Source organism: Desulfoscipio geothermicus DSM 3669 (genome assembly GCF_900115975.1).
Classification (GTDB): Bacteria; Bacillota; Desulfotomaculia; order Desulfotomaculales; family Desulfallaceae; genus Desulfoscipio; species Desulfoscipio geothermicus.
This window is the reverse complement of record NZ_FOYM01000019.1, coordinates 58,641-81,167: the sequence shown is the minus strand read 5'-3', so window position 1 is coordinate 81,167 and position 22,527 is coordinate 58,641. Positions and strand designations below refer to the sequence as shown.

Annotated in this window: 22 protein-coding genes and 1 pseudogene; 13 read left to right on the top strand and 10 right to left on the bottom strand. The window is 49.9% G+C overall.

Annotated elements, in window-relative coordinates:
* The coding region (locus BM299_RS12160) for a methyl-accepting chemotaxis protein (RefSeq protein WP_245779758.1) at window positions 1-658 on the top strand (658 nt) is incomplete at its 5' end.
* A gap of 410 nt (window positions 659-1,068) precedes the next feature.
* Entirely contained in the window at window positions 1,069-1,203 is a 135-nt protein-coding gene (locus BM299_RS20240; protein WP_281246375.1) for a hypothetical protein, read from the top strand.
* A gap of 189 nt (window positions 1,204-1,392) precedes the next feature.
* Here BM299_RS20240 and BM299_RS12150 read toward each other — a convergent pair whose 3' ends face one another.
* From BM299_RS12150 to BM299_RS12140, 3 genes are all read right to left on the bottom strand, one after another.
* Window positions 1,393-2,196 carry an N-acetylmuramoyl-L-alanine amidase family protein gene (locus tag BM299_RS12150; RefSeq protein WP_092484563.1) on the bottom strand — a complete coding sequence of 268 codons (804 nt, stop codon included), beginning with the start codon at window positions 2,194-2,196 and terminating at the stop codon, window positions 1,393-1,395.
* Window positions 2,197-2,201: 5 nt separating this feature from the next.
* Entirely contained in the window at window positions 2,202-2,894 is a 693-nt protein-coding gene (locus BM299_RS12145; RefSeq protein ID WP_092484560.1) for a DUF421 domain-containing protein, read from the bottom strand.
* A 240-nt stretch (window positions 2,895-3,134) separates the two neighbouring features.
* The gene (locus BM299_RS12140; RefSeq protein WP_092484587.1) at window positions 3,135-4,601 is read right to left on the bottom strand and encodes a sensor histidine kinase; all 1,467 of its coding nucleotides are present in this window, start codon (window positions 4,599-4,601) and stop codon (window positions 3,135-3,137) included.
* Between the two features lie 157 nt (window positions 4,602-4,758).
* On the opposite strand from BM299_RS12140, the pseudogene BM299_RS12135 reads away from it, so the two are divergent.
* A pseudogene (locus BM299_RS12135) lies at window positions 4,759-4,996 on the top strand (asparagine--tRNA ligase); the annotation flags it as partial.
* Window positions 4,997-5,097: 101 nt separating this feature from the next.
* Here BM299_RS12135 and BM299_RS12130 read toward each other — a convergent pair.
* The gene (locus BM299_RS12130) at window positions 5,098-6,402 is read right to left on the bottom strand and encodes a diguanylate cyclase (RefSeq protein WP_092484557.1); all 1,305 of its coding nucleotides are present in this window, start codon (window positions 6,400-6,402) and stop codon (window positions 5,098-5,100) included.
* A gap of 260 nt (window positions 6,403-6,662) precedes the next feature.
* On the opposite strand from BM299_RS12130, the gene BM299_RS12125 reads away from it, so the two are divergent.
* Window positions 6,663-6,842, top strand: coding sequence for an H-type small acid-soluble spore protein (locus BM299_RS12125; protein WP_092484554.1), 180 nt, complete (start codon window positions 6,663-6,665; stop codon window positions 6,840-6,842).
* A gap of 161 nt (window positions 6,843-7,003) precedes the next feature.
* On the opposite strand, the gene BM299_RS19390 is transcribed toward BM299_RS12125, so the two are convergent.
* Entirely contained in the window at window positions 7,004-7,168 is a 165-nt protein-coding gene (locus tag BM299_RS19390) for a hypothetical protein (RefSeq protein WP_165608301.1), read from the bottom strand.
* A 298-nt stretch (window positions 7,169-7,466) separates the two neighbouring features.
* Here BM299_RS19390 and BM299_RS12120 point away from each other — a divergent pair, with 298 nt between their 5' ends.
* Both BM299_RS12120 and BM299_RS12115 read left to right on the top strand, forming a co-directional pair.
* A complete protein-coding gene (locus BM299_RS12120) occupies window positions 7,467-8,153 on the top strand; it encodes a YkgJ family cysteine cluster protein (RefSeq protein WP_092484551.1) in 687 nt (228 codons plus the stop codon).
* Between the two features lie 157 nt (window positions 8,154-8,310).
* Window positions 8,311-9,990 carry a glutamine--tRNA ligase/YqeY domain fusion protein gene (locus BM299_RS12115; protein WP_092484548.1) on the top strand — a complete coding sequence of 560 codons (1,680 nt, stop codon included), beginning with the start codon at window positions 8,311-8,313 and terminating at the stop codon, window positions 9,988-9,990.
* Window positions 9,991-10,149: 159 nt separating this feature from the next.
* Here the strand turns inward: BM299_RS12115 and BM299_RS12110 are convergent, their stop codons facing one another.
* Window positions 10,150-10,599, bottom strand: a complete 450-nt coding sequence (locus tag BM299_RS12110) for a DUF6789 family protein (RefSeq protein WP_245779757.1) — start codon at window positions 10,597-10,599, stop codon at window positions 10,150-10,152.
* A gap of 160 nt (window positions 10,600-10,759) precedes the next feature.
* On the opposite strand from BM299_RS12110, the gene BM299_RS12105 reads away from it, so the two are divergent.
* The 4 genes from BM299_RS12105 to spoVB all read left to right on the top strand — a co-directional run bounded on the left by BM299_RS12105 (window position 10,760) and on the right by spoVB (window position 14,619).
* A complete protein-coding gene (locus tag BM299_RS12105; protein WP_092484545.1) occupies window positions 10,760-11,227 on the top strand; it encodes a hypothetical protein in 468 nt (155 codons plus the stop codon).
* 598 nt (window positions 11,228-11,825) lie between these two features.
* Entirely contained in the window at window positions 11,826-12,737 is a 912-nt protein-coding gene (locus BM299_RS12095; protein ID WP_092484539.1) for a radical SAM protein, read from the top strand.
* A 94-nt stretch (window positions 12,738-12,831) separates the two neighbouring features.
* Window positions 12,832-13,002 (top strand): sll1863 family stress response protein, encoded by a 171-nt coding sequence (locus BM299_RS19385; protein WP_165608300.1) that lies wholly within the window; start codon window positions 12,832-12,834, stop codon window positions 13,000-13,002.
* A 78-nt stretch (window positions 13,003-13,080) separates the two neighbouring features.
* Entirely contained in the window at window positions 13,081-14,619 is a 1,539-nt protein-coding gene (gene spoVB, locus BM299_RS12090; RefSeq protein ID WP_342741335.1) for a stage V sporulation protein B, read from the top strand.
* A 46-nt stretch (window positions 14,620-14,665) separates the two neighbouring features.
* Here spoVB and BM299_RS19380 read toward each other — a convergent pair whose 3' ends face one another.
* From BM299_RS19380 to BM299_RS12075, 4 genes are read right to left on the bottom strand one after another with little or no spacing between them, the layout of a single operon-like run.
* The gene (locus BM299_RS19380) at window positions 14,666-14,827 is read right to left on the bottom strand and encodes a hypothetical protein (RefSeq protein WP_165608299.1); all 162 of its coding nucleotides are present in this window, start codon (window positions 14,825-14,827) and stop codon (window positions 14,666-14,668) included.
* On the bottom strand, window positions 14,828-16,042 hold the full coding sequence (locus BM299_RS12085) for a Ger(x)C family spore germination protein (protein ID WP_092484533.1): 1,215 nt from the start codon (window positions 16,040-16,042) through the stop codon (window positions 14,828-14,830).
* Window positions 16,039-17,133, bottom strand: a complete 1,095-nt coding sequence (locus tag BM299_RS12080) for a GerAB/ArcD/ProY family transporter (RefSeq protein ID WP_165608298.1) — start codon at window positions 17,131-17,133, stop codon at window positions 16,039-16,041. The genes BM299_RS12085 and BM299_RS12080 overlap by 4 nt, the downstream gene beginning before the upstream one ends.
* Window positions 17,133-18,755, bottom strand: a complete 1,623-nt coding sequence (locus BM299_RS12075) for a spore germination protein (protein WP_165608297.1) — start codon at window positions 18,753-18,755, stop codon at window positions 17,133-17,135. Before BM299_RS12075 ends, BM299_RS12080 begins: the two co-directional genes overlap by 1 nt.
* A 256-nt stretch (window positions 18,756-19,011) precedes the next feature.
* On the opposite strand from BM299_RS12075, the gene BM299_RS12070 reads away from it, so the two are divergent.
* The 3 genes from BM299_RS12070 to BM299_RS12060 all read left to right on the top strand — a co-directional run bounded on the left by BM299_RS12070 (window position 19,012) and on the right by BM299_RS12060 (window position 22,487).
* The gene (locus BM299_RS12070) at window positions 19,012-20,607 is read left to right on the top strand and encodes an NAD(P)/FAD-dependent oxidoreductase (RefSeq protein WP_092484524.1); all 1,596 of its coding nucleotides are present in this window, start codon (window positions 19,012-19,014) and stop codon (window positions 20,605-20,607) included.
* Between the two features lie 219 nt (window positions 20,608-20,826).
* Complete coding sequence (locus BM299_RS12065; RefSeq protein WP_092484521.1) at window positions 20,827-22,068, top strand: BaiN/RdsA family NAD(P)/FAD-dependent oxidoreductase; 1,242 nt, start codon at window positions 20,827-20,829, stop codon at window positions 22,066-22,068.
* A 221-nt stretch (window positions 22,069-22,289) separates the two neighbouring features.
* Complete coding sequence (locus BM299_RS12060) at window positions 22,290-22,487, top strand: hypothetical protein (RefSeq protein WP_092484519.1); 198 nt, start codon at window positions 22,290-22,292, stop codon at window positions 22,485-22,487.
* Window positions 22,488-22,527: the final 40 nt, after the last annotated feature.

Sequence of the window (22,527 nt, the reverse complement as noted above, 5' to 3'; positions counted from 1 at the left end):
GGCCGTAAAGGAAACGGTAGAAAAAATAAACATTATTGCCTCAAGTACTGAAAACGTTGCCAAGGCCGTTCAAGAACTTGGTGAGCAATCCAACAAAATTGGAGAAATTATAAACACCATTACCAACATAGCGGACCAGACCAACCTTCTGGCTCTGAACGCCGCCATCGAGGCCGCCCGGGCCGGGGAACACGGCCGGGGGTTTGCAGTGGTGGCGGAGGAAGTGCGTAAACTTGCTGAGCAGTCAGCCGGCGCGGCCAATGAAATTACCGGTCTGATCAAGGAAATTCAGGATGGCGTCGGGGAAGCCATAAATGCAATGGAATATGGCAGCAGGGAAGTAAGTGAAGGAGTGCAGGTGGCCGGTAACGCCGGCGCTTCCTTGCAGCAGATCATTAAAGCGGTGGAAAAGAACACGGCAATGATGCAGGATATCGCGACCGGTGTCAAGCAGGCCAACGAGGGTACACAGCAGCTTACCGCTGCCAGCGAACAGATTGCTTCCACCGTGCAGCAGGTATCCGGTTCCGCTCAGGAACTGGCCAACATTGCTGAAGAACTGCAAAACACCGTGGTTAAGTTTAAGGTTGATGAGTCAGAGACCGGCTTCCATACCGATAATGTTTCTGAAATTGATGATGAGAAAAGTACAAAATGATGATGTTAAACCCGGATTGGGGCGAGGTTAAAGGGATCGCATCGCAATACTGCCAATAAGCTTTCCATCCTGGCTCATGAGGAAAATCTTTAGGTTGGAAGGTATTACATGACAATGCGTAACAAAGGACTAAAAGCCGAACGAAACGTTCGGCTTTTAGTGTCATACAGGCAAAATTTCTATTTGATTATTAATAATGATAATCATTATCCCAAGCCGATGTATTCTCTTTTCCAATGATACCGGAGCCATGGAATATTTGAGGCTCCAGGGTGCATTGGCGGCAAACGATTCCAAAGCCCTGGATATTATTGACCCCAAATTCAGGGCTGAGGACGGCTCCTGGGTCGGTTTATCCGCCCGCTCCCGGGTTCTGATGTATAGCAAAGACTTGATTTACCGAAGAGGAAATGCCCAAAACTCTGGAAGAAATGACCGATCCCAAGTGGAAAGGACAGTTTGCCATCACCAGGGGAGGAAACGGTTCAATGGTTGCCACAAGGGAGTTACTTGATCTCAAGAGCCAACCCAGCCTCTTCAATTAATTTTTTGGCGTCGTTCCAAACAGGGCCGATGTCTTTTCAGCGGCATTTCCATAACTTTATATTCATTAATCTTTTTGGCTGCGGAAACATCTCATATGTTACCATGATTCAGACAGCAACCTGAATATTGGTCAGGGCATATTTTTTGATATTGCGGATTATTGTTTTTTGCCGGATGACCCGGAATAATTAATGAATGATGCAATTACAACGGCTGTTTTCGTGACGGTTGCCGGCAAAGAAGGTGTGCTCCATTATCCTGAATACGAAGTCCAGGCCGGTGGCTGTTTTTTGCAGAATTCCCTGTTTTGCCGCCCCGGCCGGCGCAGTATAATATATAACCACTCCGGCAGCAATCTTCCGGGCCAGGGTATCCAGGTATGCGGGGTCCTGTAACAGTTCCCTTTCATGTGCGTTACTTAAAAAGCCAACTTCCACTAAAACTGCGGGCACCCTGGTGTTGCTCAGCATGTAGCAGTTGCTGATTTTGGCTATTCGTTGTTTCATACCCGGTATGGCCCTGAGTTCCTGTTGGATGGCCAGGGCCAGTTTTTTCCCTTCCGCGGACTTGGGGTGGTAAAAAGCTTCCGCGCCCTCATAAGATCTTTTACTTACACTGTTGACGTGAATGGTGATTGCTATATCTGCTTTGTGAGCATTAATTAGCTTGATCCGCTGGTTTAAATCGTAGCGTTTGGCTTCCCGCCCGTGCAGCCCGGCAATTGCGTGGTTGTAGTCGCCGTCTCGGGTCAATACAACCTTTGCACCGGCGCGTTCAAGGTGTTTTTTCACTGCTTTGGCTACCCTAAGGTTAATATCTTTCTCATAAATATCCCCCCAAATTGCGCCGGGGTCGTAACCGCCATGCCCGGGGTCGATGGCAATGGTTTTGGACAGGAGGGGGTTGGGGGGCGCTGCAGGTTTTGCAGCGGCAAAAGCGCCGGGGTGGGACAAAGTGAGGATTAGCGTCAGTGTAATAATGAAATTTTTCATTATTTTTACTTTAACCCCCTGCCGGCAGCTGTTTTGACTTGATAAAAAAGATTGCCCAGACTATCCAAACTGGCAAAAAAGACCTCTTTTACATCAGTGATACCAAATTTGCGTAATTCTTTTTTCAACCAGCTTTCATCAAGATTAACCTTTTTTAAATTCTCATAATTAACTTTACCGTCTATGATGAGGGTTGTGGGGAGGCCTTCATATTTTGTTTGTATCTGCAAGTCTTCCGGCTGCACGGGGCGTTTTTGGGACTTGGTAAGTACGCTTAACTGCCCGTTGGTTTCCAGGATGGCGTACTCAACGTCAGCTATGTTGAAATAGTTTTTTGCCCTTAACTGTTCGAGCAGGTCATTGACGTTAATCCTTAATTTCCTTAACTCTTCTTCCACTATCTTTCCGTTTTCCACCACTATGCTCGGCCTGCCGCAAATTATGCCCCTTGCTTTTTCGCTTTTCAGGTTTATCAAAGATAAAATGACTTGCATGACCGTAATAGTTATAATAGGTATGATACTGTTCAGCAGTGGGACGCCCACATTCTGCATAGCTATGGCGGCCATGGCGGAGATTGTCAGGATCACGACCAATTCAAAGGGCTGCAACTGCCCCACCTGGCGTTTACCCATTATTTTCATGGCCAGCACCACTGCCAGGTAAAGAATCACCGTTCTAATGAACAAGGTCAACATGGTTATCACCTCATACATAATTATGTATATATTTTCTTTTATTTATTGACCCTTTAGGACTGTTTTACCCAAAACAAAAAAACAAAAAGGGACTGGCAAAAAAAAGGGGACTGGCTCCTTTTTCGCTTTTTGAAAATGGTGCCTGTCCCCTTTTTTGCCTTGGCTCCAGTAAAATGGGGACAGGCACCGATTCACAAAACGAATCGGAGCCAGTCCCCATTTGCGGAGCCTGTCCCCATTTTACCGGTGCGTTTTTCTCGGACCCGTGGGCAGGATAAACGTAAAAGTAGTGCCTGTACCCGGTTTGCTTTCTACGCTTATCCATCCTCCGTGGGTCTCGATAATCCTTTTCACAATGGCCAGTCCCAGGCCGGTTCCACCCTGACCCCGGGTTCGCGACTTATCTGCCTTATAAAACCTTTCCCAGATCATCGGCAGGTCTTCGGCAGGGATCCCTCTGCCGGTATCCTTGACTTGAACCATTACTTGATCGGCCTTGGGGAATGCGGTCACCAGAATTTTCCCCCCTGCCGGCGTATGGCGAATAGCATTATCGATAAGGTTGAAATACACCTGCTTGATCATGTCTTGGCTGCCATAAACCGGTGGAGTCTTTTTATCAATATTAAATGTCAGTTCAATGCCGCTTTCTTCAGCCAGCGCCCTGAACTTTTGCTGTACCGAGGCGGATACGGAGTTTAAATCCACGTAATCCCTTACAAAATCAAAGCGCCCTTCCTCTATTTTATTCAGGTCCAGGATATCATTGACCAGGCGCCTTAATCGCTTAATTTCTTCGGCAATGTTATTCAGATAACTTTTCCTTTCATCTTCGTCAGTTGCCAGGTTGTCCAGCAGGGCTTCGGTAAAGCCTTGCATAATGGTTAAAGGAGTTTTTATTTCATGGGAAACGTTGGCCACAAACTCGCGGCGGGCCCGGTCCAATCTCTCCAACTGGGCCAGTTTTTCCTGTAGCTGGACGGATAATGTGTTTAAAGAATTGGCCAGCAAACCAACTTCATCATTGGTATTTACTTTGACCTGGCGTAAAAAATCCCCGCTGGCCATGGCCAGCGCAACGCGGTTCATGTCCAGGAGCGGCCGGGCTACTTGTCTTGAAAAAAACAGGCTCAGGATGGTGGCGAGGATGATGCCGCCGACGGCTGTGTAAAAGGTTATAATCTTGAATGAAGCCAGCTGTCCGGCCAAAGGTTTAAGCGGGGCATGGATCATTATTATCCTTGCCCCGCTCGTGGCGTCCTTAACCGGCATGGCAACTGAAAGCACATCTGTTTGGAAAAACTCGCTGCGACCTCTATAAATAATGGTTTCTCCCTTTGAAAGCTTTTCCAAATCGTTTTCAGTTAGTGGGATATGGTAGGGATTTTCTAAGTCCGGCAGCATATCCGCGGATTCTATGCCCATACCTGCACTGGAATGTATGCCGTTGTTGCTGTTTATGATCATGATGTTATTGTCCATAACACCGGAGACAGCATCCAATTTTGCTTCCAGCATGGCAGTATTCTTTTCGGTGCGGGCAAGGTCAGCAACCCTGTGTCCTGTGGAAATAAGTTGGTTTGCCTGCTGCTGGTAATAAATCTTGTCCATCAAGTCGGTATGTACCAAACCGGTTATTCCGATAACCATCAACACCAGGGCGGTTATGGCCAGCCATAGCTTGGTTACGATGCTGTTCAACTTCATGTTATCACCTCGAATTTGTATCCAACGCCCCACACGACAACGTATGCCGGTGCGCCGGGAATCTTTAACCTTTTTCTTTTTGTGTTTGGTATCTATTTTAAACAAAATCGTTAAGCTTTTGTGATCAAGTTGCAAAAACTTTTCACTATCTGCTTTTTTTGCGCTGGAAAACGCCCCGGAAGAAATGAAATTCTTTAATAATTTCATCGACAAGTCGCTGTTGACCCGCCTGGAAAATATACTAAAATCGGATTTCGGACAATATCGGCGGCAGTCAAAGGGAAGAAAGAATAGATTACCTGGAAAAAAGGATGGCAGAACTGGAGCCGGACAAGGAAGAGTACCGGTGGTATCTCGATATCAGGAAATACGGCGGGACAAAGCACGCGGAGTTTTAAAAAATAATTATAGGGGTACCTCCATGGTAATCCCTGGGAGTGTTGGCATAACCGGGCTGAATACGATGGAAGTGCGGAGTGCTTTTACCGACTGTTATTTACGCCGTGCGAAAGCAGTTCCGGCCCTCCCGCTTGGCCCTGTACAGGGCTTTGTCCGCCAGTTCCACCAGTTCTGCGACGTTAAATGAATGATCGGGGAAGGATGCAACCCCCAGGCTTACCGTTACCTTTCCCCCGGGTTGGCTTTCCCGGTGGGGGAAGGGGAACTCTTCTATCGACCGGCGTATTTTTTCCGCTACCTGGGAAGCGCCGTCCGGACCGGTTTGGGGCAGGATAACTAAAAATTCTTCTCCACCGTACCGGATGATGGTGTCGCACTGCCTGAGCAGGTCGGTTAAAATTTTACCGATGGACGCCAGCACTTCATCGCCGGCGGGATGCCCGTTGGTGTCGTTATATATTTTGAAGTAATCCACGTCAAGCATGACCAGGGAAAGCGGGGTATTGTCGCGTTGCGCGTCAAGCAGTTCCTTTTCCAGCATGCTTTCCATGTATCTACGGTTGTACAGCCCTGTGAGCGGGTCTTTGATAACCTGGTTGGCCAGAGCCGCCAGTTGGTATTTGCGTTTTAGCAGGCTGCTGGTTTTAAGCAGCAGTTCCTGACGGTCTATGGGTTTGGTCAGGAATTCGTCCGCCCCGTTCTGGAGGCATTTCAACTTGTCTTCCCGGCTACTCAGGGTAGTAACTATTATCACCAGTACTTCGGACGTGGTGGGCGATGCTTTAATGCGCCGGCATACTTCGAAACCGTCCATGCCGGGGAGCACTACATCCAGCAGCACCAGGTCGGGGATGCGTTCCGTTGCCGTTTTCAGAGCCTGCAAACCGTCCATGGCGGTGATTACTTCCATGTCCTGGCCTTCCAGGTAACGCAGTAATATGTTCATTTGCAACGGGCTGTCTTCCACCACCAGAACCAGCGGCTTTTCCCTTTGCCCGGAGATTGTTTTTTGCTCGTGCCTGGTCGTTTTTACGGCTGTCAGCAAGGATTGAATGGTGTTATAAAGCTGCGCCGGCGCAAAGGGTTTTTTTATATTAAACGCGTACAGAAACTGCAGCGTTGCAAGGGAAGACTTATTGTTTGTATGACCGGAAGTAAGCAGCAGCACGGGCGTAACGGGTGATACGCTTTCAAAAAAACGGGACAGGTCCTTTAATTGCATCGGATCATCCGGGACATCAATAATCAATGCATCAGGCGGAAGCTTGGACATGGAAAGACCCAGGGCATTGAGATTACCGGTGATTTGCAATACAACTAAATTATAATCAATAGCCGTTGCAACAGCACTGATCGTGTTCTTGTCTGTGCTGTAGAGGGCGATTACATTTGAAAGCGACATATCTGTTACCTTCTCTCACTTTAACAAAAATGAAAAAATGTCAGTTAACTTACGTTTAATTAATTTGTTGCTCATGCCACAGGACACTTATTTTTTCGTCATAAAGCACCTATTCCCTCTAAAAGAATTAAATTTATTGTTACATTATTTCAATTTTATTTTTACATTATATCCACGTCCTGTCATGCTAAATGAATTGACAATTGCGTGAGGGGGAATGATATGGGTAGTATCATTTAAACAAAGGAGCAGTGACATACATGGATTTCCAAACAGCTCAGCAAATAATCAATTCCGATGAGACCATTGAAGTATTATACGCAGGCGCGCCTGTCTGGATTGAAAGCTTGAACCCGGAGAAAAAAACGGCCCTGGTCCGGTCTTTGGCAGACCGGGGGAGTGCTAGGGAAGTACCTGTGAATGAACTGGTAACCGGATAAACAAATCAAAAAGCAAAAGGGGACTGGCTCCGGTAAACGGCCAAAAGGGGACAGGCTCTTTTTTCGCTTTTTAAAAAAGTGCCTGTCCCCTTTTGGCCAGTCCTCATTTTACGGTGCCTGTCCCCTTTTTGCTTTTTTAATATTGGGACAGTATATGTCAGTTAGTAATAGTATTTTTTTTGCTTTTCCTTAAGAGTATTAACGGCCTCTTTTTCGGTTAGCGCAACGGCGATATCACAGGGATTATTCATATCAATGGCGAGAAATTCACCGCAAACTTCTATGATTTTAATTATTTCAGGATGTGAACTGATTTTATCATGCATGCTTGATACCCCCTTCGGGATAGATATTTATTTTATTATTACAATATCTTTTGTGCTGGTAAATAAGTGGATGGGGCCATTTCCATAGGACTGGCGTCCCATAAAAACGGCCAGGTACAGGTGTAGGAGAAACATGTATTACGGCGAATATGTTTGGGCAACAGGCTTTGGTCCCGTTCGCCAATAAACTACTCAATTGTTATGAAGGCACAGGAGAGCGGCTTGTGCCATCAACGATGGCGGTGATCCGCTGTAAAATTGTAGATTCCAGGTTATAATTTATAATGGAGGATTAACTATGCCGGGTGCTGACAAGGTGTTGGTGACACCGAAACGTTTTGGCAACAAGTGGGGTTATGACCTGGCGGTCACGGATAGCCGGGCTTCCGTTCAGGACTACCTTAATGCGTTGAACCGGGTTATCGAGGAGTTCCCTTTAAGTCGCGGCAGAAAAAAAGTACGGGCCTGCGCGGGCTGCGATCTTTGCTGTGCCGAAAGGGCACCCCTGACCTGGATAGATGTTTTGCGTCTACAGGAATACCTTGGGTTTACCGATCTTTCCCTGCAGGAAGTATTGGACAAGGTGGGTTACATTGTGGTTGACGGGCCGGTGGTGGATATCATGCTGCGCCGCGATAGCGATGAGCGCTGCATTTTTTTTAACAGGCAAAACAGGCTGTGTACCATTTACCCGGCGCGGCCCCTGGTTTGCCAGACTTTCATTTGCTGTCCCGGCACCCGGCGGGCAGCCGGAGTCAGGGAGACAGTGGTCAATTGCGGGGAGGATGAGTTGGTGCGCCGGTGGCTGATGCAGGCCCGGGAGAAAGGGGAGAAACCCGGCATCCACGAAGGGCACCGGCCAAGCCCCAGGCTTGTCGACTGGCCGCCCAACGGGTTCTCCGGCAAAAAACATTACCGGCAGGTGCTGTTAAAAGAAATCTGCCCACCGGAAACTTGGCGGCAGGTTTACAGCCCGGCAAATTAAACGATAAATGTTTACCGCATCTAATTGGAGGAATGCCGGTAAAAATGTAGAATTGGGTAAAGATATGCATTTGAACAGCTTTTTAACTTACATAATTTCCAAGATATTTGGGCAATATATGGAAATGTGAACCAATAGCAGTGGAGGAATAAAGGTTATGAGTAACACTACATCTACCAACTTTATTAAAAACATTATCAATGAAGACATAAAAAACAACAAAAATGACGGGCGGGTACATACCCGCTTTCCACCGGAGCCCAACGGTTACCTGCATATCGGACACGCGAAGTCCATCTGTCTCAACTTCGGCATCGCCCAAGAATACGGCGGGCTCTGTAATTTGCGGTTTGATGACACCAACCCCAGCAAAGAAAACGTGGAATATGTTGAATCCATTAAAAGCGACGTGCGCTGGCTGGGCTTTGACTGGGACGATCGGCTGTACTACGCCTCGGATTATTTTGAGCGGCTGTACGAATACGCGGTGCAGTTGATCAAGGCCGGCAAGGCCTATGTATGCGACTTGAGCGCGGAAGAGATCAGGGAGTACCGGGGCACTCTGACCGAGCCCGGCAAGGAAAGCCCCTACCGCAACCGTTCGGTGGAAGAAAACCTGGACCTTTTTGAGCGGATGCGGGCCGGTGAATTTTCGGATGGTTCCCGGGTGTTGCGGGCCAAAATCGACATGGCCTCGCCGAACCTGAACATGCGCGACCCGGTGCTTTACCGGATACAGCGTGCGAAACACCACCGGACGGGCGACAAATGGTGCATTTACCCGATGTATGACTATGCTCACCCCCTTTCGGATTCCATTGAGGGGGTCACGCATTCCATTTGCACCTGTGAGTTTGAAGACCACCGTCCGCTGTATGACTGGGTGCTGGACGCGCTGGGCGTATATCACCCCCAGCAAATTGAATTTGCCCGGCTCAATTTGAGCCATACCGTCATGAGCAAGCGCAAACTTCGGTTGCTGGTGGAAGAAGGTCATGTCAGCGGCTGGGATGACCCGCGGATGCCGACCATTTCGGGTTTGCGCAGGCGCGGCTATACACCGGAAGCCATCCGCGATTTTTGCGAGCGCATCGGGGTGGCCAAGGCCTATAGCATTGTTAACATTGCCATGTTGGAACACTGCATCCGGGAAGATTTAAACGCGCGGGCCCCGCGGGTCATGGCCGTGCTGCGGCCGCTCAAGGTTATAATCGACAACTACCCCGAGGACCGGGTGGAAATGCTGGAGGCCGAAAATAACCCGGAAAACCCCGCCATGGGGTCCCGGCAGGTACCCTTTTCCCGGGTATTGTATATCGAGCGGGATGATTTCCGCGAAGACCCGCCCAAAAAATTCTTCCGCCTGGCGCCCGGCCGCGAGGTGCGCCTGAAGCACGCGTACATCATCAAGTGTGAGCGGGTGGTCAAGGATGAAAAGACCGGCGAGGTGGTTGAACTGCACTGCACCTATGATCCGCAGACGCGCAGCGGAATGTCCACGGAAACGCGCAAGGTCAAGGGGACGCTGCACTGGGTTTCGGCCGCCCATGCCGTACCGGCCGAGGTACGCCTGTATGACCACCTGTTTGTAAAAGAGAACCCGGAAGAAGACGATGATTTCCGGAAAAACTTGCATCCCAATTCCCTGGAAATACTGGACTCATGTCTGGTTGAACCCGGCCTGGCGGAAGCGGCGCCGGGCAGTCGTTACCAATTTTTAAGACAGGGCTATTTTTGCCTGGACCCCGATTCAGCGGATGGGAAGCTGGTTTTCAACCGGATAGTTTCCCTGAAGGATACCTGGGCTAAAATTCAAAAAGCGCAGGGTGGCAAGTAAGCAAAAAACCTCCCGGAGTAACCGCCAATAGCCTATCAAAAAGGGGACTGGTTCCAGTAAAAGGGGGTGCCGTAAAAGGAGACAGGCACCTTTTTCAAAAAACGAAAAAGGAGCCAGTCCCTTTTACGGTGCCTGTCCCCAAACTGGCCACATTACCCGCTAAACTTTAATGTCCTCACCCCACCGGTGCAATGCTTCCGCCAGGACCAGCCCGAAAACGGAGGCTCCCACCAGGTCAGTAGCTACTGTACCCATGCGCAGCGGAGTGGTTGCCTCTATCTTAAAGAGCATGGACAGCCCGTACAGGGAAAACCATATTATTGTTCCATAAAGCCAGCCCCTGAACAGGTAATTCCTGCTGGTGAGCAGTGGGATCAAGTAGGCAAAGATGATGCCCAATATGCTGACAAAGATTAGCTGCACCCCCTGGGCGAATACTGTTTCCGCGAAATTTTGCGGCTTGGTGCCGTAAATTGTATGCGCCGCCCAATCCAAAAAGCGCAACTCGGCAATGCCGGCATAATACGATATCAGATTTACGATGTTCATGGCCACGCCACCGGCCAAACCCGCAAAAAAACCTCTGGTCAACCTGTCCTGAATCAGCAAAGAAGAACCACCCCACTTATCATATCTTTTGTTAAACTACCCCTTTTACATAAAACTAATACTTCATTTTGACGCGTTTAAAAACACCCTACACCTGTGGCGCCGGTTTTGGTATACTTTACTGTAGTCATTATGTGATTATGAGAAGGAGCGGTTTACTTTGTTCTGTCAACTGGACCAGGTGGGGCAAGTACTGGATATAGCCAACGCGGTCAGGGATGCACTGCAGGAAGAGTTCTCTGAAACCCTCAACCTTTATGAATATAGCCGGAAAGCCGGTTCCGTGGCTTTTGGGCTGCTTCTCCTGCATGACTATGACGTATTTTACAAAAGAGGATTTATTAATATTAATGATAAACAATGTGAGCATTACTGGGTCGAGGTATTTTTTGACGGCGAGGCGCTTATATTGTCCGCCTTTGTACGGGAAGAATCAGCTCCAAAGAAAGCGGACTTTGTTTTGTTGCCGGAAGACGAGGCCGTATCTTTATATGGTTTAACCGGTGGCAGGGATGTTGAATGGCAGCAAGGCGATTGCGAAGAAAGCGTGTGGCGGGCTGTTCTGAATATGCTGCATATCGATAAACCGCTGCCGGAAATACTGGATGAAATAGCAAATTTGCAATAAAAAAACGGTCAGCTGCATATATTTTACCAAGCAAATTATGCTCCAACTAACGCGGCAAAGATATTATAAACAAATAGCTGCAAAATAAACAAAAACAAACGAGACCGGCTGATTTGTGCCGTAACAAACCCATAAAGGAGGTTTTATTAAAGCGGGTAATTCTGTATAATATGATTAAGAACCCGGATGATTGACAGTTAGTGTATAAGTAATATTTATTTTTAGAAGGAGAGTGGAGTTATAACTATGGATGACGGCCCGTCATCGGTGTTGTTTTTGTTAACTTTTGGTCTGGTGTTTTTAAATGGAGCGTTGGTATTCAGAATTTTCTTCAGCAAAGGTACGGCTTACCCGTCTTTCTCAACCGGTGGACGGGGGAAACAGCGGAACAAAAATTAAAGAATATACGGTGAATCAGCCTTTGGCCCGGTTTTTTACCTGGCCGGAGGCTTTTTGTTTTTATAGAAACTTGTCCCTGAAAAACCACGACCTTGTGCTGTGGGACGAACGGATGAGGTGTAAGTAAGGCCAAACATTTTAGGTTAAAATAATATTGATTTGCCATGCTTGAGGTTGCATGAAGAAAGGGTGTTTGACAATGTCAGCTAATTATGAACCGGCATATCTTAAAATTTTATCCGGTGGCAAATTACAAGAGAAAATCAAACAAGCTAAAAAGCATCTGACGGAATGTAATTTATGCCCGCACAACTGCGGAGTCAATCGCAAGGAAAAACTTGGTGTTTGTCGTGCTACGGATAAGGTTATTGTGTCCAGTTTCGGGCCGCACTTTGGCGAAGAGGCACCCCTGGTTGGCACAAAAGGGTCGGGTACAATCTTTTTTGCTTACTGCAACATGCGGTGTGTCTTCTGCCAGAATTGCGAGCTCAGCTTCGGCGGCGAAGGACAACCGGTTGGCAATGACGAACTGGCTGACATCATGCTGGAACTGCAAGATTATTACCATTGCCATAATATCAACCTGGTTACTCCCACCCATTTTGTCCCCAACATTTTGGAAGCCCTTTATTTGGCAGCGGAGAGGGGCTTGAGATTACCCCTGGTTTACAACTGCGGCGGTTATGAAAAACTGGAAACTTTGGCCCTTTTGGACGGTGTAATAGACATTTACATGCCCGACTTCAAGTACCACCTGGCCGAGCGGGGGCAGAGGTATTCCGGGGTTAAAAACTACCCTGAAATGGTAAAAAAAGCGCTGAAAGAAATGGACCGCCAGGTGGGCGGGCTGAAAACCGATGAACTGGGCATAGCTTACAGGGGATTGATCATCAGACACCTGGTAATGCCGGGCGGGCTTGAAGACACCAGGGAGGTCTTAAAATTTATCAAGGAAGAATTGTCGCCCGATTGCCTGGTAAACTTGATGGAACAGTATTACCCCGCCCACCGGGCTTATCAGTACGAAGAAATATCAGAAAGATTGAGCCGGCAGGAATACGAGGAAGCATTAAAGTATGCCGGGGAACTTGGCCTCAGGCTGGCAGGGTAAAACTGTCCCGGCTCCTGCTGATTCCGGTTGATAATGAATAAATAATGTCCTTTGAGCTATGCTAAAGTTATGATAAGCGCCGGGGGTGAATACAATGGATGTAAATGAGAAAAATGAAAAAAATGAAGGGAAACTGGATTCTAAACTGCAAAAAATGAAAGAATCGGGAGCTGAAGCCTGGAAGGAACTGAAAGTCGGGATGGAAGAGGCCCGCAACGACTTATCAAAAGCCATGGACAAGGCTGCCAACCGTTTCAGACAATAAACTACGGAAAAATATTTCCACATAGTTGCCGTAGCTTGGACATACATTGTATTAGCTTGCAGTGCAGGAAAGAGGCAGATGTCCATGGTGCGGCAATCTTTTTTATACGGAGCAGTAATTTTACTGCTGGCTAACTTTTTAAACCGTATTGTAGGATTTGTTTACCAAATTTTAATGATACGCTTGATGGGGCCCGAGGGCGTGGGGCTTTTTAACATGGTTTATCCCATATATGTGCTGGTGCTGGTGGCGGCATCCGCCGGCATTCCCCTGGCCATTGCCAAGCTGGTGGCGGAGGAAACGGCCAAAAACAACCTGCCCGGGGCCTACCGGGTATTCAGGTTGGCGTTTTCATATATTGTTGCGCTGAGCATCCTGTGTACCGTTATTTTACTCGTTGGGGCGCCATATTTAAAACAATACATTTTCCCCAACCCGAAAGTATACTATTGTTTTCTGAGCCTGATACCCGGCGTGCTGATCGTGCCGGTTTGTTCAGCTTTCCGCGGTTTTTTTCAAGGTTTGCAGCAAATGACGCCTACGGCGGTAACGCAAATAACCGAGCAATTCATCCGGGTGGCTGCCGGTTTGAGCATCGCTTATTTTTTGCTGCCCAGGGGTGTGGAATACGCGGCCATAGGTATATCGCTGGGGGTTATCCTGGGCGAATGCACCGGTTTTCTTTTGATGCTGGCCATTTACTTTTTTAACCGGCCCCGTGTGGAGTACATCGGTGGCGGGGGCAGACTCCCGGTTCGGCAAATTACGGTGCGCATTTTCGGTCTGGCGGTACCGGTCACCCTGACCAGGTTGGCGACCACGGGGGTCATGTCCATTGAAGCCATACTGATTCCCCACCGGCTGCACGCAGCCGGCCTTACCATCCCGGAAGCAACGGCCGCTTACGGAGAACTTGTGGGCATTGCCATGACCCTGGTGCTGACTCCGGGCATCATTACCTTCGCCCTGGCCACGGCCCTGGTGCCGGCTGTTTCCGACGCCGTGGCCCTGGGCAATAACTACCTGGTGCGGGTAAGAGCCGGCGAATCCCTGCGTATCACCATGCTGGCCGGCATACCGTTGACGGCGTTGCTGCTGGCCGTGCCGGAGCAGCTTTGCCAGGTGTTTTTTAATTACCCGCAGGCGGGCGACGTGCTCAGGGCAGCGGCCCTGGGTGGACCGTTTTTATATATTTCCCAGACCGCCACGGGCATTTTGCAGGGTATGGGCCGGGCCGAGCGACCGTTGCGAAACCTGATTGCCGGCTCGGTTATCAAACTGGCTGGGGTGTATTTCCTCACCGCTGTGCCCGCCCTGGGGATAGCCGGCGCTGCTTATGCCCTGTCGTTTTCTTACGCCGTGATTGCCGTGCTGAACTATGGGGACCTGCGCACTCTTACCGGGCTTAAATCCGATTTGGCCGAGTGGCTGGTCAAGCCGTTACTGGCCTCGCTCTGCATGATTGTTGCGGTGATCTACCTGCTGGAGATTGAAAAGTTGGGCATCTTTATTCCACTGTTGCTGGGTTTGCCGGTATACCTGGCGGTAATGTCGTTTGTTGGTGGAATTAAAGATGAAGATGTTAAGCTGCTAAAAAGCATTTTTAAAATAAAATAACCGGGCCATCATACACGGGTTGGTTTGCCGGGCTTTGGCAGCATCATCATAACGGTTTGATTCCCAGCACTTTTAAAAAGGCCAGGGCATAGGCCACCACCAGAATTACCGAAAAGGCTGCCAGTTCGCGCCACATTTTCTCCCGCACCAGGCGGGGCGTCTCCAGCATGATAATTATCAGTAAAGATAAAACTAATAATATTTTCATTTACTTAACCCCACTTTCGCCCGGTTTTTCAGGATTGGTAATCATACCTGTCCGCCTGATTTTGGCATCCACTTTCACCTGCACGTCCAGAGCGGGGAACAGTTCGCCCCACATTTTTTCATACTGCGGCCATTCCCGGGGGTATTTGCGACGCACCGCTTCGCCAAAGCCGAACACGTCGGCATTTAGCTCCTGGGCCCTGGTCACGGCGGCCCATACCTCGTTTTCTATGACCTCCCTTTTCCCGGCTTCAATAGCTTCAATTACTCCCGGTTTGGCTATTTCGATGTGATCAGGCTTGACTTCGCCGATGTTCCCTTCTTCGGTGATTTTTACCGTAACGGTTATCCTGCCGTCGCTGATTTCCGGTTTTATTTCACTGGCGGCCCGGATTATTTCCAGGGCCAGCATCTTATTTTCGTTTTGCGGCGAGGGGACCACAACAATGCCACCCTTAACTTCCCCCTTGACCCAGAGCATGCCCCGGGTTTGTATCTCATCAAGCCAGCCGGTCATTTGATATTCCTTGAAAACTGCCGCACCCCCCAGTACCGGCCTTTTACTGGGAGTCACGGCTTCTTGTTTCGGTTTTTTCTCTACCCCAACTATTTGTATGCCGGTGGCCACCGGGCAGGTGGTGGTGCTATCCACGTTTTTCAGGAAATCCAGAACGTTCACGGCGGGCGCCTTAGAGTGTGCTTTGATGGCCTTGATCATTTTACCCAATCCAAACCCCCACACCTTTTCGGTGGGGATTGGGGTTTTCAGGACCTCTTTGGCTTGGCCTCTGGCCACCAGCACCCAGGTTCGCACGCTGGGTTCAGCGTCCCGCACCATAAAATCCATTACCGAACCGACACCTTCCCGGGCCAGGGCCTCCCCGAGGACCAGAACGGCCATTTCCGGGAAGTAAAGCTTCCGCCCGGTCTGCCTGGCCAGGTTACGTAGGGCGTCGAACAGGTCATATCCGGTATCGGTATAAACAGCCACTGCTTCACCACCGCCAGCAGCGCCACCACCTTGTCCCTTGCCGCCGGCCTTAATTTCCCCCGGCTTAATGATTTGCACGGTAACCGCAAGCTTACCTTCCTCTGCTGCTTTATCAATCCCCAGGGCCGCCACAATACCCCTTTCCTCAATATCCACCTGGTTCCAGCAGCCCGGCAACAATAATATGGAACAAAATAGCAGAGCATAAAAAGCCGTTTTTTTCACCGCTGCGCGGCCCCCTTTCCCCGCAGTATAGCCAGTACCAGGAGGATAAGGGGAATACCTACTTCTATGGTTAGAAAATAAGGAGGTACCCGTTTAAAAATCTGTTCTGACAGTTGCGCTATATTCTCCCAAAGGATAATGGAAAGAGTGGTAAGCAGCACCCCGATAGGCAACACCAACGCCTTATATTCCCGCAGGTTCAGCCACTGGGCCGCGGCCAGCACGGCGCAGTAATAAAATACGCTAATCTTGATAAACCCGCCCGCAATCCAGGTTAACATGATGAGCGGTTCCACCCGCTCAATCAGGTCCGCCAGGCTGATATACCTGGCCAGCATCAGAGTGGGAAAATTCATGTCGGCGGTAAGACCCCCCAGTACCCCGGTTACCGTAGCCATGATCATCAATTGAAACAGGCCGATGATTAGTATAGCTTTTGCAATTGACGCTTTAGCCCCGGACGGCTTGTTCAGGTAAGGGATAAGCATTACCATAATAATGGTTTCCGAGAAAAACAGCGCCGGGGGATAAGCTCCCTTCAAAACAGGTATAAACCCCTTTTCCAGCACGGGGAAGAATAATTTAGTATCTATTTCCGGGTAAATTAAAGCCACAATCAGTAGCAACATTACCAGCACAAATGGAGATATAATCTCGCCCATCCGGGCTAACACTTCCAACCCGCTGCGGATGGCGTAAGCCGCGGCAAAAACTATCCCGATGGAAAAAACCGATATCGGGGTCTCCGGCATGAAGTTGGTGTTGAACATATCGGCAATTTCCCTGATAATGAAGGTGTTAATATAAATAAAGAAGAGGGTATAGATAAGCCCGATGACCTTACCCAGCGGTTTGCCGACAATGTCTCCGCTGTATTGGATAATGGTGCGGCGAGGGAACCGAATGCCCAGGGAGGCTATAATCAAGCCGGCCACTACCCCGAATGCCGTCACTGGTATAATGGATATCCAGGCGTCCTGCCGTGCCTCCTTATAGATCGCACTGGGCAAAAAAATTATACTGGTGGCCAAAATGGTGTTTATTATAAGGAACACGGCTTGCTTGTTGGATATCTTCCCATCTTCAAGCATTATTCTCTTTCCCCTTCCCCTGCCGGCTTTTTCTCTTCGTCCTTGGGCGGTCTGGGCATGCCAAAAGCGCCGGTTCTCTTTCGGTTTTGCCAGCCAATGACACTGGGTCTGCTGAACATGGTCCATAAGGGGGCACGGAAGAGAAAGTCCTTCCAGTCTCCGAAGTTGGCCGGGGCCAGGGGGGATAGGTAGGGCACCCCGAAGGATCGCAGGGAGGCCATATGGATTAACACAATGATAATCCCCAGGATTAAGCCGAAGAACCCTGTTGTTGCCGCCAGTGCCAGAAGTAAAAGCCTGATAAAAATGTATGTAATGCTCTGGGCCGGTATCGTAAAGGAGGCAATGCCCGTCAGCACGGTAACCATTACGGCCGGGGCGCTTACCAACCCGGCATTAATGGCGGCCTCGCCGATAACCAGGGCGCCGATGATGCTCACCGCCTGGCCCACGGGCCTGGGCTGGCGTATTCCGGCTTCCCTCAATATTTCAAAGATAATACCCAGAAAAAGCATCTCCACAGCGGCGGGCAGGGGAACCCCTTCCCGGGAAGCGGCGATGGTGATTAGGAGAATGGTGGGTAATACTTCAGCGTTGAAACTAACCGTTGCCACATAGAGGGCAGGCAACTGGGTGGTTAATGTAATTGACAGAATTCTGAACCACCGCATCATTGTGCCCGAGAGCCAGCGCGAGTAGTAATCCTCGCTGACCTGGATGGTTTCAATAAAAAGATAGGGTATCGTTAACGTCATGGGGCTCCCGTCCACCAGGACGGCCACCCGGCCCTCCAGCATCTTGGCCGCCGCAATGTCCGGTTTTTCGGTATTGCCCACGGTGGCGAACATGGAAAAGGGCGCGTCCTCAATGAAGGCTTCAATGTACCCCGACTCCAGAACCGCGTCTATCTCGATGCGCTGCAGGCGCTTTTTTAACTCGTCCACAATTTTATCGTTGGCGATGCCCTGCACGTAAGCGATGCAAATATCAGTCTTGGTTACCCGGCCCAGGGTCATTCTTTCCAGCCGCAGGTCCGGCGATTTTATCTTCCTGCGCAGCAGGGCAGTGTTAACCTGCAACCTCTCGGTAAATCCCTCCCGGGGTCCACGGACCACGGCCTCGGTTTCCGGTTCTTTTACGTCCCGGGCCTCGAAACCTACGGTGTTTATTACCAGCGCCGCGGCCAGGCCGTCAATAAGTAAGGCGGTAAAACCTGATATGATCTTGTTGAGCACTTCGTCCAGGGTGTAAACTTCTTTATAATCTATAGCTGACAGGTTGTTATCTTTGATAAATTTCCATAGTTCATTTTTTCCTTTAACCGGTGTGGGCTCGGCCATACGGGCGTGGATCAGCATGGGCTGGAGAATATGCGTGTCCGCTATCTCCTTATCCACCAGCCCGTCAAGACAGACCAGGGCCGCCCGGGTGTTTCCCAGATTAAACTCCCTGATAATAAGGTCCATGCTGTTGCCCAGTTTTTTCCTGACCAGGTCCAGGTTGACGGACAGGTTTTTGGACAATACCTGTTTGTCGGATTCGTCGCCTGCTTTGGGTGCGGTGTTGTTTGGGGTCAGGTTTTTTTTCCATGTCCTGAATTTGTATTTAAAATTGCGCAGCACAATTGTTTCCAACCTTTTAAGTATGAAAATTGCACGTATTTTATGGCAATACATGTATTAAATTTATTTATTACCTAAAATTACAATATAATTCAAGGATTGATAAAAAAAGAGCACCGTAAAAGGGGACAGGCACTTTTTTCATAAAGCGAAAAAAGAGCCAGTCCCCTTTTTTCCTTTTTTGCGGTTGATACCGGTTTGATATATAATCAATGCCAGAACAGATAATTAATGTGCCAATGAAAGGGAGCCGCATATGCTCAGAGTATCCGGAGTCAGATTGTCCCTTGATGAAGATACAGCTATAATCAGGGATAAGCTGCGCAAAAAACTGCGTGTGCAGGAAAAGGATATACTAAGTTATAAAATTTTCCGGCAGTCGGTGGACGCCCGGAAAAAGAATATGATTTACTTTGTTTACACGGTGGATGTGCAGCTGCGGGATGAGCAGGCTGTATTGCATAAAGTAAAAGACAGGGATGTAACTGAAACGCCGTCCATGGATTACCGCTATGTTGCACCGGGCCGGGAAAAACTGCAGCACCGCCCGGTGATAGTGGGGACAGGCCCGGCCGGGCTTTTTGCCGGGCTGCTGCTGGCGCAGATGGGTTACCGGCCGCTGTTGCTGGAAAGAGGCGCTGACGTGGATACCCGTACGGAAAGGGTGCGCGCTTTTTGGCAAACCGGCCGCCTGGACAGGGAGTGCAACGTGCAGTTCGGCGAGGGCGGGGCGGGCACCTTTTCGGACGGCAAGCTGACCACCCTGATCAAGGACAGGCGTTGCCGGAAGGTTATTGAAGAAATGGTGTTGGCGGGAGCTCCCGGGGAAATAGCTTATTCTCACAAGCCCCATGTCGGAACGGATATTTTAAAAACTGTGGTAAAAAATATTCGCAAAAAAATTATAGAACTGGGTGGAGAAGTAAGATTCAACCAAAAAATGACCGATATAATAGTTAATGACGGCAGAATAAAGGGTCTGGTTGTCAACGACCGGGATACAATGGCTGCCGAGGTGGTGGTGCCGGCCATCGGGCACAGCGCGCGCGATACCTTTGCCATGCTGTACGAACGAGGGGTGGCGATGACCCCCAAGGCATTCTCCGTCGGGGTGCGCATAGAGCACCCGCAGGATTTGATTGACCTGGCTCAGTATAAAAAGTTTGCCGGGCACCCCAAACTGGGGCCTGCGGAATACAAGCTGGCCTACCATTCTCCCGCCGGCCGGTCGGCCTATACCTTTTGCATGTGCCCCGGGGGCACGGTGGTGGCCGCGGCGTCGGAAGAAGGGGGCGTGGTCACCAACGGTATGAGCGAGTATGCCCGGGACGAAAAAAACGCCAACAGCGCCCTGCTGGTGGGAGTGAGGCCCGAAGACTACGGCTCGGAGCACCCTCTGGCCGGGGTGGAGTTCCAGCGCCGCTGGGAAAGAAAAGCCTTTGAGCTGGGCGGGGGGAACTACCGGGCTCCTGTTCAGTTGGTGGGCGACTTTCTGGCGGACAGGCCCTCCGCGGCTCTCGGTTCGGTACAGCCTTCTTATACCAGGTCAGTGACCCTGGCGGAATTGAAGCACTGCCTGCCGGGTTACGTTATAAATACGTTAAAGGAAGCAATAATGGATTTTGACAGAAAAATCAAGGGTTTTGCCCTGCCGGACGCCGTGCTGACCGGGGTGGAAACCAGAAGTTCATCGCCGGTGCGCATCATCCGGGATGAGCAATGCCAGGCGAACATCGCGGGCATTTACCCGGCCGGTGAAGGACCGGGTTACGCCGGGGGAATCATTTCGGCGGCGGTTGACGGCATGCGGGTGGCGGAATTTATAGCGTTAAAGTATGCCCCAATTAAATAGTGCAGCACCAAAATACGAAGGTGTTGAGTATCGGGTTATCTACTCTGAAAAAAATGTTCAGTGCGGGGTGGGTTGTTCCCCGCAAGTGATGTATCGGAGCATCGACGCGGAGATTTTGAACGCAGCGGGGAACAATCCGACCTGCACGATTTTCATCCTCTGATTGTGCCGTGCCAAGCGGCATGGGGGTCTATTATGTTTTTGAGGTTGTGAGTGAAAATGCCAAAAAAGCCGGTAAAAATAGCGGTTGTGGGCGGGGGAGCCGCAGGTCTCACCGCCGCCGTCGCCGCCAGGTATAACGGTGCAGAAGTAACCGTACTGGAACGGATGAACCGGGTGGGCAAAAAAATACTGGCCACCGGCAACGGCCGGTGCAACCTGAGCAATACCGATTTAAGTATTAACCACTATTACGGTAAAAACCCAAAGTTTGCTTACGGGGCCTTGTCCCGTTTTGATTTTTATAAAACCATGGCTTTTTTCGAAAAACTGGGCATTGCCTGGAAGGTGGAAAGCGGTGGCAAAGTCTATCCCGTTTCCAACCAGGCTTCCAGTGTGCTGGATGTAATGCGGCACGAACTGGAAGCGCTGGGGGTGGAAACCCGGTGCGAGGCCGGGGTGCGGGATATTACAAGAAAAAATGGCCGGTTTATTTTGCATCTGGAGAACGGTGGGATTTTTAAGGCCGAACGGGTAATTATTGCCACCGGAGGAAAAGCGGCTCCCAACCTGGGCTCCAACGGCAGCGGCTACGCGCTGGCGGAAAAATTCGGCCACAGCATTGTGGAACCATTCCCGGCCCTGGTACAGTTAAAGCTGGCGGCCGATTTTTTGAAACAGATTGCGGGCATAAAGTTTGATTACGAAGCGGAGATAATGGCGGATAAAAAATCTTTAGCCCGGGCTGCGGGGGAAATACTGTTCACCAACTACGGCATCTCCGGTCCCCCCATCCTGGCGCTGAGCCGCACGGCGGGTGAGTTTTTGCACAGGGGGGAGAAGGTGACCCTCAAGCTCAATATAATAAACTATATGTCCCCTGATGAACTGGAGGCGTTCTTGTTGAACCGCCTGCGGCAGCAGGCGCATAAACCGCTTGCTTTCAGCTTTGTGGGATTTATTCACAAGCGTCTCGTGCCTGTGCTGTTGAAGGAAGCGGGGATTGAGGACATCAATAAGCCGGCGGGCCAATTAACTGCAGGGGAAAGGGGCGCTGTTCTGCGTATACTCCAGGACTGGCGCTTTCAAGTAACGGGCACCAACTCCTGGCCGGCGGCGCAGGTAACCGCCGGCGGGGTGGATGTGAAGGATGTCGATCAGAAAACCATGGAGTCAAAGCTGGAACCCGGACTGTATTTCGCCGGGGAGGTACTGGACATCGACGGCGACTGCGGCGGTTACAACCTGCAGTGGGCCTGGTCTTCAGGGTACGTGGCCGGCGAAAGCGCGGCAGTAAGTTAATACTACAGAAAGGTTGGCGGCGCTATAGGGACGGTTCGACGAGAGTCCCCAAAAGCGCAGCGAAGGCGTAAAGGGAAGACGATGGAACTGCGCCCCCGCGGCGTAGCGGTCATCTTTTCAAGTAATTTAATATTCTGAATTGATTTTGGGCTAATTAACTGGTAAATTCCTTATATAATAATTCTGACTGGTGATTTTAATTCATTAAAGGGGGAGAAGACATGTCGGGTTGTGGAAGTTGTTCAGCTTGCGGGATCGGCGACAAAGCTCGGGAGTATAAAAATGATTTTGGCGAGTCTGCAGTCAGGTGTCCGGTATGTGAAAGAGAGGTAACTTTTGATAAGCTGCCGGAAAACCGCAAGGTCAAATGCGCTTACTGCGAAACGGTAATTGAAGTAATTCCGTTATTGTTGAATTAGTTGTTGGTGTCGCCGGGGAAACATGCCCCGCCAGGCTTGT